Source organism: Pseudomonadota bacterium (genome assembly GCA_026390555.1).
Taxonomy (GTDB): domain Bacteria; phylum Bdellovibrionota_C; class UBA2361; order UBA2361; family OMII01; genus OMII01.
On sequence record JAPLFS010000029.1, the window covers coordinates 1 to 13,497 of the forward strand.

Annotated in this window: 14 protein-coding genes and 1 tRNA gene; 7 read left to right on the forward strand and 8 right to left on the reverse strand. The window is 49.0% G+C overall.

Translation table 11 applies throughout. The features are described from left to right. Nucleotides 1–41: 41 nt before the first annotated feature. The gene (locus NTV65_03235; protein ID MCX6114218.1) at nt 42–1,271 is read left to right on the forward strand and encodes a type II toxin-antitoxin system HipA family toxin; all 1,230 of its coding nucleotides are present in this window, start codon (nt 42–44) and stop codon (nt 1,269–1,271) included. A 269-nt stretch (nt 1,272–1,540) separates the two neighbouring features. Here NTV65_03235 and NTV65_03240 read toward each other — a convergent pair whose 3' ends face one another. Then, nucleotides 1,541–1,780, reverse strand: coding sequence for a hypothetical protein (locus NTV65_03240; protein ID MCX6114219.1), 240 nt, complete (start codon nt 1,778–1,780; stop codon nt 1,541–1,543). A 293-nt stretch (nt 1,781–2,073) separates the two neighbouring features. Between NTV65_03240 and arfB the strand changes: the two genes are divergently transcribed. Further along, entirely contained in the window at nt 2,074–2,514 is a 441-nt protein-coding gene (gene arfB, locus NTV65_03245; GenBank protein MCX6114220.1) for an alternative ribosome rescue aminoacyl-tRNA hydrolase ArfB, read from the forward strand. A 9-nt stretch (nt 2,515–2,523) separates the two neighbouring features. Here arfB and NTV65_03250 read toward each other — a convergent pair whose 3' ends face one another. The 4 genes from NTV65_03250 to NTV65_03265 form a co-directional block, all read right to left on the reverse strand. Beyond that, nucleotides 2,524–3,483, reverse strand: coding sequence for an RluA family pseudouridine synthase (locus NTV65_03250; GenBank protein ID MCX6114221.1), 960 nt, complete (start codon nt 3,481–3,483; stop codon nt 2,524–2,526). Between the two features lie 39 nt (nt 3,484–3,522). Then, complete coding sequence (locus NTV65_03255) at nt 3,523–4,203, reverse strand: hypothetical protein (GenBank protein MCX6114222.1); 681 nt, start codon at nt 4,201–4,203, stop codon at nt 3,523–3,525. A 100-nt stretch (nt 4,204–4,303) separates the two neighbouring features. After that, a complete protein-coding gene (locus NTV65_03260; GenBank protein ID MCX6114223.1) occupies nt 4,304–4,525 on the reverse strand; it encodes a hypothetical protein in 222 nt (73 codons plus the stop codon). 229 nt (nt 4,526–4,754) lie between these two features. Beyond that, nucleotides 4,755–6,569, reverse strand: coding sequence for a serine/threonine-protein kinase (locus NTV65_03265; protein MCX6114224.1), 1,815 nt, complete (start codon nt 6,567–6,569; stop codon nt 4,755–4,757). Between the two features lie 355 nt (nt 6,570–6,924). On the opposite strand from NTV65_03265, the gene NTV65_03270 reads away from it, so the two are divergent. The 3 genes from NTV65_03270 to NTV65_03280 all read left to right on the forward strand — a co-directional run bounded on the left by NTV65_03270 (nt 6,925) and on the right by NTV65_03280 (nt 8,600). Next, nucleotides 6,925–6,998, forward strand: a tRNA-Arg gene (locus NTV65_03270). 31 nt (nt 6,999–7,029) lie between these two features. Then, entirely contained in the window at nt 7,030–7,398 is a 369-nt protein-coding gene (locus NTV65_03275; protein ID MCX6114225.1) for an NADH-quinone oxidoreductase subunit A, read from the forward strand. Between the two features lie 209 nt (nt 7,399–7,607). Beyond that, nucleotides 7,608–8,600, forward strand: a complete 993-nt coding sequence (locus tag NTV65_03280; protein ID MCX6114226.1) for a hypothetical protein — start codon at nt 7,608–7,610, stop codon at nt 8,598–8,600. Here NTV65_03280 and NTV65_03285 read toward each other — a convergent pair. Further along, nucleotides 8,569–9,489 (reverse strand): hypothetical protein, encoded by a 921-nt coding sequence (locus tag NTV65_03285; GenBank protein ID MCX6114227.1) that lies wholly within the window; start codon nt 9,487–9,489, stop codon nt 8,569–8,571. The genes NTV65_03280 and NTV65_03285 overlap by 32 nt on opposite strands. Nucleotides 9,490–9,701: 212 nt before the next feature. On the opposite strand from NTV65_03285, the gene NTV65_03290 reads away from it, so the two are divergent. Continuing rightward, nucleotides 9,702–11,669, forward strand: coding sequence for an AAA family ATPase (locus NTV65_03290; protein MCX6114228.1), 1,968 nt, complete (start codon nt 9,702–9,704; stop codon nt 11,667–11,669). A gap of 12 nt (nt 11,670–11,681) precedes the next feature. Here the strand turns inward: NTV65_03290 and NTV65_03295 are convergent, their stop codons facing one another. After that, a complete protein-coding gene (locus tag NTV65_03295) occupies nt 11,682–12,077 on the reverse strand; it encodes a hypothetical protein (protein MCX6114229.1) in 396 nt (131 codons plus the stop codon). A gap of 121 nt (nt 12,078–12,198) precedes the next feature. Then, nucleotides 12,199–13,086, reverse strand: coding sequence for an SDR family oxidoreductase (locus tag NTV65_03300; GenBank protein MCX6114230.1), 888 nt, complete (start codon nt 13,084–13,086; stop codon nt 12,199–12,201). A gap of 218 nt (nt 13,087–13,304) precedes the next feature. On the opposite strand from NTV65_03300, the gene NTV65_03305 reads away from it, so the two are divergent. Then, nucleotides 13,305–13,478 carry a hypothetical protein gene (locus tag NTV65_03305; protein MCX6114231.1) on the forward strand — a complete coding sequence of 58 codons (174 nt, stop codon included), beginning with the start codon at nt 13,305–13,307 and terminating at the stop codon, nt 13,476–13,478. Nucleotides 13,479–13,497: the final 19 nt, after the last annotated feature.

A 13,497-nucleotide genomic window follows, 5' to 3' on the forward strand; every position in this document is an offset into this window, starting at 1 on the left:
TCGAAATCTATAGAAGAATACCTGCGAGAAGATAGGTAACGATGAGGCGAATATCTGTATTGTGGCTTTCGGGGACAATACCAATTAAATTTGGCGAGCTAGCAGAAAAGAGAGGTAGCCCAATTGTCTTTGAATGGGACAAAGACTTTTTGCGAAACAATATTGAACTTTCACCAATTCAATTTAAAAAGCGTGCTGGATTGATTGAATGTCCTATTCAACCTTTTGAGGGATTGCCAGGCCTTTTTGCCGACCACGTTCCTGATGGTTGGGGCAGGATTCTCTTAAGAAGAGGATTCGAACGGCAAGGTCTGGGGTTCGGTGAGATATCTCCTCTCGATATGCTCCGGTATATTGGCGATCGAGGAATGGGCGCACTGACTTTTGAGCCTGCGATGGAAAAAGAGGGCGAATGGGCTGCAGGAAAGGTCGATCTAGATAGCCTTGAACGCGGCATTGAACCAATTCTTTCTGGTACCCCGAGCAATGTGCTCGATGAATTTTTAACGGGAGGAGCTTCTCCTAACGGAATGCGGCCTAAAATAATCGTCAGAGAAATAAAGGGGCTCTTATATGTTGGCCAAAATGACGCTGAAGGGGAAGAATGGATCGTAAAGTTTCGTTCGCCTATCGACTCTAAAGACATAGGGAAAATTGAATATATTTATTCTCTGATGGCCAAAAAAGCAGGCCTAAGAATCCCTAATGTTAAGTTATTCGAAAGCAAAACTGGTGATTATTTCGCCTCACAGCGCTTTGACAGAGAGGGTCAGAAAAGAATACACATGCACACCCTTAGCGGTCTGCTTCATGCCAGCCCCAATAATTTCTCTATAGGCTACGGCGAATTTTTAAGAGTAGCTAACAATTTAACGGCCGATATTCGAGAGATGACGGAGGCTTATAAAATAGCAGTTTTTAATGTGTTAGCATGTAATCAAGACGACCATTCAAGAAACGTGTCATTTTTAATGGATTCAGAGGGTAAATGGCGTGTTGCTCCGGCCTATGACTTGACGTTTCACATAAATCAACACAATCAAAATAAAATGAGTATCCAAGATATCGCAAATCCGACAGAGAGAGATTTGATTGCATTTGGAGAAAATTTTGGAATTTCGAAGAAGGTCGCTAGCGAAATTGTCGATAAAACCAAGACAGCATTGAGAAGCTTTAAAAAACTAGCACAAGAATACGACGTATCAAAAAGAGAGGTGGCCAAAATTGAGAAGGCGATAGGGGCAAAGCTTTTTCAAAATAAGTTAAAATGAGCAAATAGCTTGGATTATCATTCAAATTATAACTATAGGGTCCTATGAAGGATAGGAGGATCGATTCACTTTTGGTAAGTATTTGCTTCGAGGTGCAGAGTGGTTCCCGGGACGATTTTGTAGGGCTTGGTCGCGAGTGCCGCACTTCTAGCGTGACCCAGTACCAAATATTTCCATGTTACAGTACTAGATAATATCATTTACCACAGGGACGGGTTTATTTATAAAACCAAACTATTCTACCCCAAAATGAGATATCTGAGGACAAATTACCGCCGTGCAAAAAGCGGCAATCCATCACTTTTTGTCTTAAAAACTGCCCTAACTATGAGGACAATTATCCCGATTATAGCCACGAGGCCGAGACCGAACACGAAGCCTCCCGTCAATGCCCCGATTAGAGCAATGATCCACCACCAGCACATGATGAGTACACCTAGGCCGATGACACCGGCGATGATCGCGCCTATGCCCATAATGACGATAACAATCCAAGCTATTGGGTCCATATTATTTTCCGGCTCCCGTTCAAACCACTTTTCGTCCGGCTCTGAAGGATAAGAAGATCAATTCACTTTCCCCAAGTAGCTGATCTACGGTGTCGACATTGCAATAGGGCCCTTAGGAACTAATTGGGGTGTTAGTGGAGGTTCTGACGCTGCAACGATGAGGCGAAGCGCTCCAGAGGGGCATAGGTATAATGCTCAGGTGGTCGGCCTCCTTCAATATCGGTTGTATACAGGAGCTCCCAGGTGCTTCACCGAAAGATGTGAGGTAGTATGTTAGAAAGGGGTCTCCGACCATGAAACAGGGAACGCCACATCTCAGGGGAATCGTTATTCCGGAGTCAGAGCTTAAGCTCTCCTTTGCGCGTTCCGGAGGGCCGGGGGGACAAAATGTTAATAAGGTTGAAACCAAGGTAACGATTACCTTTGATTATATGGCTTCTCAGGCGCTCTCATGGGAGCAGAAGGGGCGCATAGCGCGGCATGCCAAGGTTCAAAGCTGCCTTAATGCTGATGGTATGATCGCCATTACCTCACAGCGGCACCGCAGCCAGCTCCTAAATCGGGAGGATGCGATTGAAAAGTTGCATGAACTTCTGCACGAGGTCACGCGACCTAGGAAGAGACGGATACCTACCAAAAAGACTAAATCTAGTGAGCGTAAGAGGGTCGACAACAAGAGGTCGCGTAGCACCACTAAAACGACGCGCCAAAAGGTTCGTTCCGATGACGATTAGTATTATTGCTTACAAAGCGCGTAACCACTCCGGCCTAAGCTCATCTGGTAGCGAGATAGAGAGAGCTTGAGCGCTGCTGGGGTGCTGCAACCTTAGCCCAAAACTTACCAGGTGCAGATAGGGGGCGATAGCTCCGCCGTAGAAGTTATCGCCTAGTATTGCAACCCCCAGGGATGCCGCATGTACTCTGATCTGGTGCGTACGACCAGTTACCGGGAGCGCTTTAAGCACCGTTATCGGAAGACCATCTGAGTGCGTACGATGAGAGAGCGAGAGGTGTGTAAGCGCTGATTGGCCGCTGTTAGTTGAAACGGTACGGAGTACTGGATGTTGTTTGTCGCGTGCAATGGCGAGCGCTACGGTTTTGGTATCCCAGTGGACATTGGCAGCCGTAGCAAGATAATAACTCTTTTCTACCGCGCGTGATTCAAAGGCTTTTTGCAGAGCTGCGTGCGCTCTCGAGTTAATGCTAACAACAACTAGCCCCTGGGCAGAAACATCGAGTCGCGAGGGCATATGAATACGCGTGTTGAAATGGCTATCGAGCGCTGCTTTAAGGCTATAGTGTCGCTGCTCCTTGGCCGGCATGCTTGAGAGCCCCGGTGGTTTGTATACGACCGCGAGGGCATCATCGTGATACACGATATAGCGCTCCTCAAAGCGCGGGAATATTGCAGCGGCCTGCGCTATCTCAAACTTCGGCTCGTAGTATTCAACCTTACATGGAAAGGGGAGCAGTTGGTCCTCTATGATCTCTGCGCCATTGATATAGATCCCGCCGAAATCAAAACGCTCGGCCCAGGAGCTGTGCGAAATATGTGTAAGTTTTGCCTGTAATAGTTCTAGTAACGATGCCGCACCATCAATTGTAGAGGAAAGGGTCCAGCACCAGTACTTGCTTCTCAGGGTATCAAAGATCCTATTAAGGTCTGGGGATCGTTGCTGACTGTGGTCGCTATCTTTAGTCATTGGCGCGTAGCTGCCGGCACATTACAGTAGGGGGGGCGGTTAGGACTTTTTAAAAGCCTTGTACTTTTTAAGAGCGAGCTCAAGACGAGATAGGCGGTCTACAAGTTCCGCTGCTGGCAGGGTTGAGCTAAGTGCCTCACTGCGACTAAGGCCGAAGGCCTCTTCAAATTTAGAGAGGCTCTGCAGCAGTTCCGGAGTTAGCATGCGTGATATTTTAAAACGAGCCAGCTCCGTTCTCTCGGTTCTAATATCCACCAACTGTTGCAGGGGGCCCTGTTGATTAAGTTGGGCGGCGAAGGTTGGGTCTTCGACCGGGCAGTCTGGTATAGATGCCAGAGGTGATTGAGCGTTAGAGAGGAGGGCTGGGGTTACATTGGCAAAGATGATGTCACCTGCAGTATTAAAAGCCATCGCAGTGGCAACGCTGTCGTCTGAGAGTGAGGCGGGATCGACCGAGAAAGAGATATTATAGAGGGTATCGCCGACCTTCTCAATTTTCGTGTCTAATATCTGCTGAGAGTCCGTGGCTGAGAAAACAAGCCCGACCGCCTTTAGCGGCTCCGGCTTGGCCTCGACCTTGACCTTAATAAGCAGAGGGGCTCTGCCCGCATTCTGGGCTTGCGCGTTAACAGCACAACAGACCGAGATGATACTCAGCAACGCAACTAAGCGTCGTATTAATTTAGTATTAATAAGGGCAGATACTTTAGCTGACATCATGACCCCACTCAGTGATTAATATTTGCCGATAAATTTTCTAGAATCTTGAGTGATGTTTCAAGATTAGTATTTTCGCGCTCAAGGGTCTTCGATCTTGAGATCAGGGTTGCCACGGTTGATGTATGATGAACTGATAGGTCATAGCGGCGAGTGGTGCTGGAACCTCTAGCATATACGTTGGCTGATCTAGCTTGTTGAGCGCACCGATAGGAAAGGCGATGTCCATAAAGCGACCATCGCGTGAGCCTACTAATCTAACCTTTGCCTCGACCTCTCTGGTATTAATGAGTTCAACCGAGATAGGCATGAGGGCACCCGCCATGGGGACCGCGCTTATTTCGGGTATACGGTGAGAGATCTCGTAGCGGAAGGGGCCCGTCTTCTCCTGTGCTAATAGTAGGGTGCTGCTATAAATGAGCAAAGCAGATAAGGCGATTATCGTATGTATACAACTAGCCAAAGCTCTAGTTAGGCAGGTGTCATAGATAGCGGCCACATATCGTTTGATCCCATATCGTTTGATCCCATATCGTTTGATCACAGTGCGAGCCTTACGAAACCTGTTTTACACTCCACGTTCCAGCTTCGCCGGTCAACGCATTAACGAATGTACCAGTTATTGTGTCGGATGACAGCACCCCAGTAAGATTAAGAATAACGCCATTGGTACGTATCACAAGGGTATTCTCTGGTGCTCCCTCCTCTACTTTAGATGATGACATGCTAGGAGACCACCCCTCTATCCCGACGATAACAGCTACCTGGCCCTTTGTAGGTAGTGATAGCAGGGTTAGGGGTGAGCGGATACCGGGAATAATCCCTTCGATAGCGCCCGAGTAGAGACCACCCGGGACTAGTGGGAAGGTTGCATCGGCGGAAATACCGAGGGAACTATCAGCTTGAAATGGAGACTCCTCCCTTACTAGCGCTGGAGTAGGCTCCTCATTACTGTCAACAGACTGGAAATGGGAGAAGAGCGTCGTGATTGAATCAAGTGAGAACCCTGGAGCGTGTTCAACTATGACGATTAAGGAGATGGTCAAGAGAGCGGCGGCGAAACCAACGCCTACTAGCCGTTTTAGGCTCTGGAGATTGGAGTGTGGGGCTTGTTGTGGAGCAGGCAAACCTTTTTCGTTCTGCGTACGTGGTTTCGGTTCCAGTGCGTAGCGCTCCTGTTTTGGTGGGCTGCTGGCGTCGGGCGTGCCTGGTATCGTCCTAGTGTGTGTTGCTTTGCGGGTAGCTCTCTCAGTTTTTTGCTGAGAATCATTGGCGAGGATCTCTTTAATTCGAGCTAGATCTATCTCCTCGGTTAGTTGGGGGATGCGTTCTCCGGTTTTGTAGGGGGCTGCCGTTTGCAGAGGTTCCTCAGGCGTATCATCTGATAAAAGATCATAGTCCTGCTCAGTCGCAGCGTACGAAACTTCAAAGATATCGGGTGTTGCTGGCTCGCTTTGCTTCTGATCGTCGTTAGAGATAATTGAATCCCCTGCATTTGCTGCTACTGCAACCTGAATAGATTCTTCAGTGCGGAAGTCGGGATTACCAAGGGCGCGAGCAGCCTCAAGAGCGGTTTGGAATCTGTCGGTGCTGTTGTATCGAATGAGCTTTGCAATTACATCTGAGAGATGACGGGGAAAGCCTGGATGAACATCGTGCAGGGGCGCTATTGCACCGTCATCCCTGGCGTGTAGCTGTTCGGCTAGCGACAGCTTGTCAAATGGGTGAAATCCGGCAAGTGCCTCATAGAAACACAGCCCCAATGAATATAGGTCAGAGCGCTCATCGTAAGCTGTTCCATCGAGCAGCTCCGGTGGAAGGTACGATAGGGACCCAACTCCGGCCTTTAACTCATCAAGCTCTACTTCGTCTCCAGGCAGAAGTGCAAGCCCGAAGTCAGCCAGACGGATCTCCTGCTCGCTTATAACGAGGATGTTATCTAATTTTATATCGCGGTGAACCACGCCTGTAGCATGGATAAAATCAAGCGCTTCAAGACACTGTTGGAGATAGCGCGCGCCCCTGGTAGATGAAAGGTGGGTTCCTAAGCTTGAGAGTACCTTTCTTAGGTCTCCATCCGAGGCGTATTCCATCGAGAGGTAACAGAGATTATCTACGGAGTGAAAATCATCGAGACGCACGACGTATTTGTGTCGGCACGAGACCAAGGTGAGAGCCTCTTTTCGTAGACGTTCCGAAAGTAAGGTGGGATTCTTATGGTTAAGGAGAACTTTAAGGGCGACCTCTTGGTTAGAGCCGCTGACATGGCGCGCATGGTAGACGACGCTGTCGATGCCGCGACCAACTATCGAGAGCACCTCGTATCTTCCATCGAAGATCTTCCGCTTTGTATTGCTCGGAAGCGCCATGCGTTGCCTTTACAATAAAGTACTATCTAAGTTTTACCGGCGTCGGAATTCGAGCGCTGGTTGGTATAGTAGGATAGTGTTCTATCCTATAATCTTTAGTTTGTGAAAAGTGCTTCAAGTATACCTGTATTAATTAGTAACCATTTGATATCATTGATATTTAATAATGACTCCTTAGTGCTAGATAGCCCTAACATGTAGGGATGGCAGAAAAATGGTCAGTTGAATCTTAGGGCTTCATACAATACCATCCGGGTCACTTTGGGGGTGCGTGTACGGGTGGTAGTTGTTTTTGTTAAGAAAACATTACGCAAAAAGTAGCAGGATGCTCGTTTCGCTCTCCCTATAGTAGTGTGCACTCGTAGCTCAGATGGATAGAGCACCCGCCTTCTAAGCGGGTGGTCACTGGTTCGAATCCAGTCGGGTGCATTTTTTGTTTTTTGTTTTCTATTGGTCACATATGGGCGAATTAAATCCCTATCTCGGAGTTCTGTTGCTAGGCATTGCGGCAGCCGGGTTTTTAGTAACCATGGTGTTGTTATCAATCTTTCTTGGGCCAAAGAATCCGACCAAGACCAAGCAGATGCCGTGGGAGTGTGGGGCGATACCTGTCGGCTCAGTTAGGGAGCAACGTTTTAGTGTGCGCTTCTACCTCGTAGCCGTGCTCTTTATTCTGTTCGATATCGAGGTGATCTTTATGTATCCGTGGGCCGTTGTGCTTGAGCAGATGGGAGTAATGGCGTTATGGCCGATGCTCTCGTTTATGGGGGTGCTATTGGTAGGCTTGATCTACGTGTGGCAGAAGGGCGTTTTTAACTGGAACGATTAGCGTCAATTCTGTAACTGGTCACCGTAGTTTAATATCGCGATTCAAGCTACTCAGATTACGGCCAAGTTTCATAGGTAATTCGATTGGTCGTCCCCTGATCGGGGACGGCAGATTTTGTGACCAGTTAATGTTTTCACCCCCGATTCGCTCCGCAAATCGGCCCCTTAGGGGCTATTGAGTGCATTACCGTATGCGAATATTTCTGGAATATGCGGACTAGTTACTTAATTCTTAATCAAATTGCGCTGCTAATCTGGACGGTGATGCTCTCTATCCTGGCGCTATGCCACCTAAGTCACCCACGATTTTGGTTGCAGGAGTTGCTCTGTAGCGCCTCCCTGTACTGGATCCCATTTATTGTCCTAGGCCTAATGCTCGCAGTCTGGCGTGTATTGCATAGGCGCCGCGTTACGCTCTTGCTGCTTTTTGCCATTATTACACAGCTATATCTAGTTGGGCGGGTAGGGGGGCTCCTTCTCCCGTATATATACCAGCCGCGTTCGTATGCAACCAAGGCGTCAACAACGACCGACCTTAGTATTTTTTTCTCGCAGGTTGATTTTGCTTCGGAGGGACTCGCAGTATTGCAGCAGGTGATTAGAGAAAAGGCTCCAGCGCTAGTTGTTTTGCTTGGCTCGCATACCGAACTCAATCTAGCAGAGAGAGCTCTAGCTAACTTTCCCTCAAAGCTCCGCACCCCACAGACTGTAGCAAGGGGAATACTGATACTCTCGCAGATACCATTTGAAGACCCGCCGCGTGATAATCTTGGGTATGACGCCTTACCTGGAGTTTATCTGAGGCTCGTGATGCCAGGGGGAGTGCGCACTGCCATCGGTGTTGTAGACCTGCTGCCAGCCATCTCGCTAGAGGACTTCTCTCGCAGTAAGATTACATCACGAAGGTTGGCCACCCTAATGCGTTACGGCAAGGAGCCGCGCATCGTAGTAGGGGGCTTTGAAGCGACCCCGTTCTCACCGATAGTATCTATGTATAGTGGGCAGGTTGGGCTTAGATCGGTCCGTAATAATATGAAAGATCTTTTCCTGTACCGTACGATTGATAACACATTCGTATCAGAAGAGATCGGAGTAGAGAGTTTTTCAGCTATTAGTGGAGTCTCACGTCAGCGCAGATCTTTTCTAATGGTCTTGCGAATTTCTAGCAGTATTATCCCTTCTGTAGGTTCGCCGTCATCTTAATGACTGAGACGTTTGTTTTGCGATTATTGCGATAAGTTCTCTGCTGATGAACGCCCTTAACGGCAGTCGTTATAGGAATATCTGTGTTTGCTACGGCGCGCGGCGCGGTTACTGGCTGTGGTAGCTCGATGCCAATTGCTTCTTGCAGCAGGTGACGCAATTTAGAGAGAAAGAGCGCATCGTCATCACTAAGAGCAAGCTCTGTTTTAATACGAAAGTGTTCACGATCATTCTTCAGCAGAGACTCCCAGTAGAGGAGCGCTCCGCGACGGGTAGTATGTGGAATTGAATCAATGGGGGAGCCTAGCTCTGCAAGTCTAACTGCTTTTTGGGCTTCTGAAGCGCCGTGAAGTTGCCGTTCCGTCTCCTCGTTAGAGAGCCCGGAAGTGATTAATTTTTTACGCAGGGCTATCGTAAGAGCATTTCGGTAGCAGTAGCGTCTCTGCCAGAAAAAATACTCAACGAGACGAGCAACTGATGGCAGCTCGCTTAAGTGGGTATCAAACAGGGCAGCGTGACCAGAGGCTTGTAGGAAGTGAATAGCTGCTGCAGAAGAGATATGTGAAATTAGCTTGCTGCGACGGAGTGGATTGTTATTCTCGGCAGGATCTATCACAAGTGAGATCTCATCCCCATGTACGTACGCCATAACGACGCGAAACGAGGAGGTCATAAGAGCTTCTGCAGTTTTATGGAAAGCGGCTGTGATAGCCTCGCCGCACGGATACTCCCCAACAGAGCTATCCCATTCGCCGATACGGTGCGCATCGAGTCGTAGCACTAGTAGGGTGTCGGGCAGGATAAAGCCGTTATTATAGCTCTCAAAGCGCTCGAGTGAGCGTTGTAGCTCCCCTATCCCTTTTTTTAACAGTGTATCGTTTTCCATCATTGTGCCAGCCTTGTTATGCATGCTTAGTGGGCTGGTGTGCTGTATAGGGCCGAAGCTATTCTAACCCCTTGCAATAGTTGCGCTAACTGAGCACCATTAGCTATAACAGCCTAGATATAGAGAGCTAGTTACGATAACACCAGTTTTGTGGATGCAATAAATTATGTCACAAACTTGAGCATCTGCGTCGTTTGTCCGATAGGCATATAGGTATGATCTCACTCTATGAAATCGTGAAGTTATCGCAGGTTACGTTACTGGTAATCTTCCTTCTCCCGTTCTCTTACTACGGCTATCAATCCCGTTATTGGCACTCGCAGGAAAAGCTGAGGCTGTGCGACTTCTTGTTGCAGAGCTCTGCGGCAATATTAATCCTCCTATTTTTTATCTTTATGTACGGCGCAGCTGCGAACGGAGATCGTGATCAGATGCAATGGGCGATGCTGCACGTTGTTCCGTTGGTGCTAACGTTCTTAGCGGTATCAAAGGGCAAGGGGCTTGGAGGAATGGAGGGGAAATCACCTAAATCTGCCGAGTCAGAGGGTACCGGATACGATCCAAAGGCTCGTAACCAAGAGATCGAGGAGGTGGCTTGGGATGACCTTATTATTTCACAGCAAACTAAGGCCGAACTAGTTTCCGTGATTAATCTCCTTAAGAATCCAGAGAATGCAAAGAGCTACGGTATCGCGCTGCCTAAGGGCATTCTTTTTAACGGACCTCCTGGGACCGGAAAAACAACGATAGCGAAGGCCGTAGCAACGATGGCGGAGCTAAATTTCTTCGTATTACGCGCCAATGAGATCGTTTCCAAGTGGGTGGGGGACTCAGAGAAGAATCTCACAAAGTTGTTTGAGGCTGCTGTAAAGAATGCCCCAGCGGTTATTTTTATTGACGAGATTGATTCGCTTGGAAAGAAACGATCGGGCTCCGACGCAGCACCTGGTGACAACCTCCTTAATCACCTGCTGCAGTTAATCGATGGAGTGCTCAAGAGTGAGGGGGTCTACGTTATTGCAGCGACCAACAGGGCCGATCTTGTGGATGAAGCTTTACGGCGAGCCGGAAGGCTCAATCGAGTAATTGAGATCCCCTTGCCAGATCTGGAATCACGTCGGAAGTTGTTCTCGGTTTATGCACGCAAGTTGCGGCTCGCCTCTGGCCTAGACCTTGATACGTTGGCCAAGGTGACGGAGGGTAATTCAGGAGCAGATATTAAGGCTATCTGTAATCAAGCGGGGCTTTCTGCCTACCAACGTGAACAGGCTATCCCTGAAAAGCAGCGTACTCAGATGGTAACTCAGGCAGATATTGAGGCGGCGCTTGAGATGTTCATGATAGATGAGGATGATGCAGATCGCATACAGGATGCGCAGGACGCCAATCCGCACGCCATCAATGACAAGATTGAAAAGATCAGTTGGAACGATATAATTATCGATCAAGATCTGAAATCTGAGCTTAAGAGCGTGGTTGAGCTTTTACGAGATCCATCAACAGCAGAACGATACGGTATCTCTGTTCCGAAGGGTATTTTACTTAATGGCCCCCCTGGTACTGGCAAAACGACTATAGCGAAGGTCATTGCAAACGAGGCAAACTTAGCCTTCTTTGTGCTGCAGGCTAATGAAATAGTATCAAAGTGGGTGGGGGAGTCCGAGAAAAACCTTACGAAGCTTTTTAAAACAGCAGCAAGGGCGGCCCCCTCCGTTATCTTTATCGATGAGGTTGATTCGATTGCAAAGAACCGTGCTGAGGGAAATGCTCAGCACGCAGACAACCTCCTCAATCACCTACTGCAGTTGATCGATGGGGTGGTTAAACGCGAGGGGGTATATATTATCGCGGCAACGAATCGGGCGGACTTAGTTGATCCGGCGCTGAAGCGCGGAGGGCGTCTCAACAAAACGATCCAGATCCCGCTTCCGAACGCACTGGCACGCATTGAGCTCTTTGCGATGTACCTTAGCAAGCTGCCACTCGATGGGGCTGTTGATATTCAGGCTATGGCACGAGCAACTGATGGAAAATGCGCCGCTGATATACGTGAGATCTGTAATCAGGCTGGTCTAAATGCATTCAAGCGCGAGTCTGTACGGGGGAGTCGTGAGTATATCGTCACCGCAGGGGATCTTGAAGCAGCGCTTAAAGAGCGCATAGAGGCGCAGAACTTTCGTTAGAGATCAACGTTTTTAGTATCCACCACCAAATCCACCACTAGAACTACCATAGACACGAATTGAGCTACCCAGACCGCGACGAAGCGGGCGGGCCGAGCTGTTCATAGCGCTTCTAAAGGCCATGTTAGCGGCACCTGAGTTAGATCTATTTCCAAGTATGATACTGCGTAGCATTTGGCGTCGCTCACCCTGACTAAAGAGGTTGTCGTATGGAGAGCCCTGTTGTGGGCCGTAATACGGCAGGACAGGACTAGAGGTATTAGCGAACTGCTCTAAGCTTGCCTCGCGCGGGGCTGCTATTCCACAACCGTACATATCGGCGCTCTCACCGAAGCACTCACTATGCGCTGAGAGCGTTGTTGCCGAAAGTACAAGCGTCAATACAGATAAGAGCATAAGGTTTCGCACGGTTTATCTCCAAATAAAGAGTGAATCAGCAGACTCTATACCGCTCTCATTGTAGCACGGGGTAGTTTCTTACTAAAGTACAAGTAATGTACGTTTGAGTCGCTTAAAGGTTTTTTTAGCGTTATTCCTCAATCAGAGCTTCACGCACAGGACGTGGGATAAATCCTAGTAGTGCCGATAGCTTACTTGAGTTTAGGGTCACATCCTCAGGTCGGAGCGGAAGCGAGGGGGCCTCAGCACGCCAGGTTGGTTGTATATATCCGCTATTGTAGCCGAGCGTTTCCGCTATAGCTATGCCGAACTCTACCCGTGACATCCTAGTAGGGCCCCCACAGTGCCATACTCCGGTAAGGCTAAGGCGCGATATCTCAAAGAGAGAGCTAGCCGCATCTGCCACATGAATCGGGGATCGGTACTCATCTATAAATAGAATCAGTTGCTCGCGCGCGAGCAGGGTCTCCTCCATCCAGCCAAGTACGCCTCTGGATTTTGAGAATGAGTGCCCATAGAGCAGCGCCAACCGTACTACGCACCCCTTGTGATAGGAGAGGGTTTCAACCTCGGCGGCTACCTTAGATCTGCTGTAGTGAGAGAGTGGCAGTGGGGTGGCTGTTTCATCAAAACCGCCCGGAGGCGCCCTGGCTCCATCAAAGACCAGATCGGTTGATACTAGGCTTATATGTGCGGCGGTTTGTTTAGCGTAGCGCACGAGGGTTTTAGTGAACTCTACGTTGCCGCGGTATGCTAGGGTCGGATCCTGCTCGCATGCGGATGGTGAGGAAACACCCCCGAGATGCATAATATGGGTTGGGGTACGTGCGCCGAGCCCCTTTTCAAGTGCCGAGTAATCGGTTGGGTCGAGTAGAGTTATCTCGCGCGAGCCGAGCGGTAATACACACTCAACGCGCGATGATCTAACGACTGAGAGCTCTATCTCAGGGAACCTTCGTAGTAGATCAACACAGGCGCTACCCAGGAAGCCGGAGGCGCCTGACAGAAGTATGTGCATAGACTCCTTTATACAGCGGCAAAGGTTAGGGCGACAAGGGAGCTATTAAGGGCCATTTTGTGTCTAAGGCTTGATGCTACAACGATAAGGCGAAGCGCTGGGAACCCCGTTCTTCAGAACAGCAGCATAAAGTGCCGCATATATTGCGGCTAACCCCCTGACGTACTGAGCGCGCGCTTGGCAGAGCAATTGCACTTATCATTAACGAGGGCTCTCGCATGGGCAAGAAATGCCATGTCGCAGGGCTTACAAACCCCTCAGGGGTCGATTTACGGAGCAAATCGGGGGAGATAATACTGACTATTCACACCCCTAAAATGAGCGTTCCCGATCAAGGGGACGACAAGAAAGGGTGGGTCTTTAGGACCGATCGCAAGATCGAATCCTTTTAACCACCGAGAAGTTTGTACT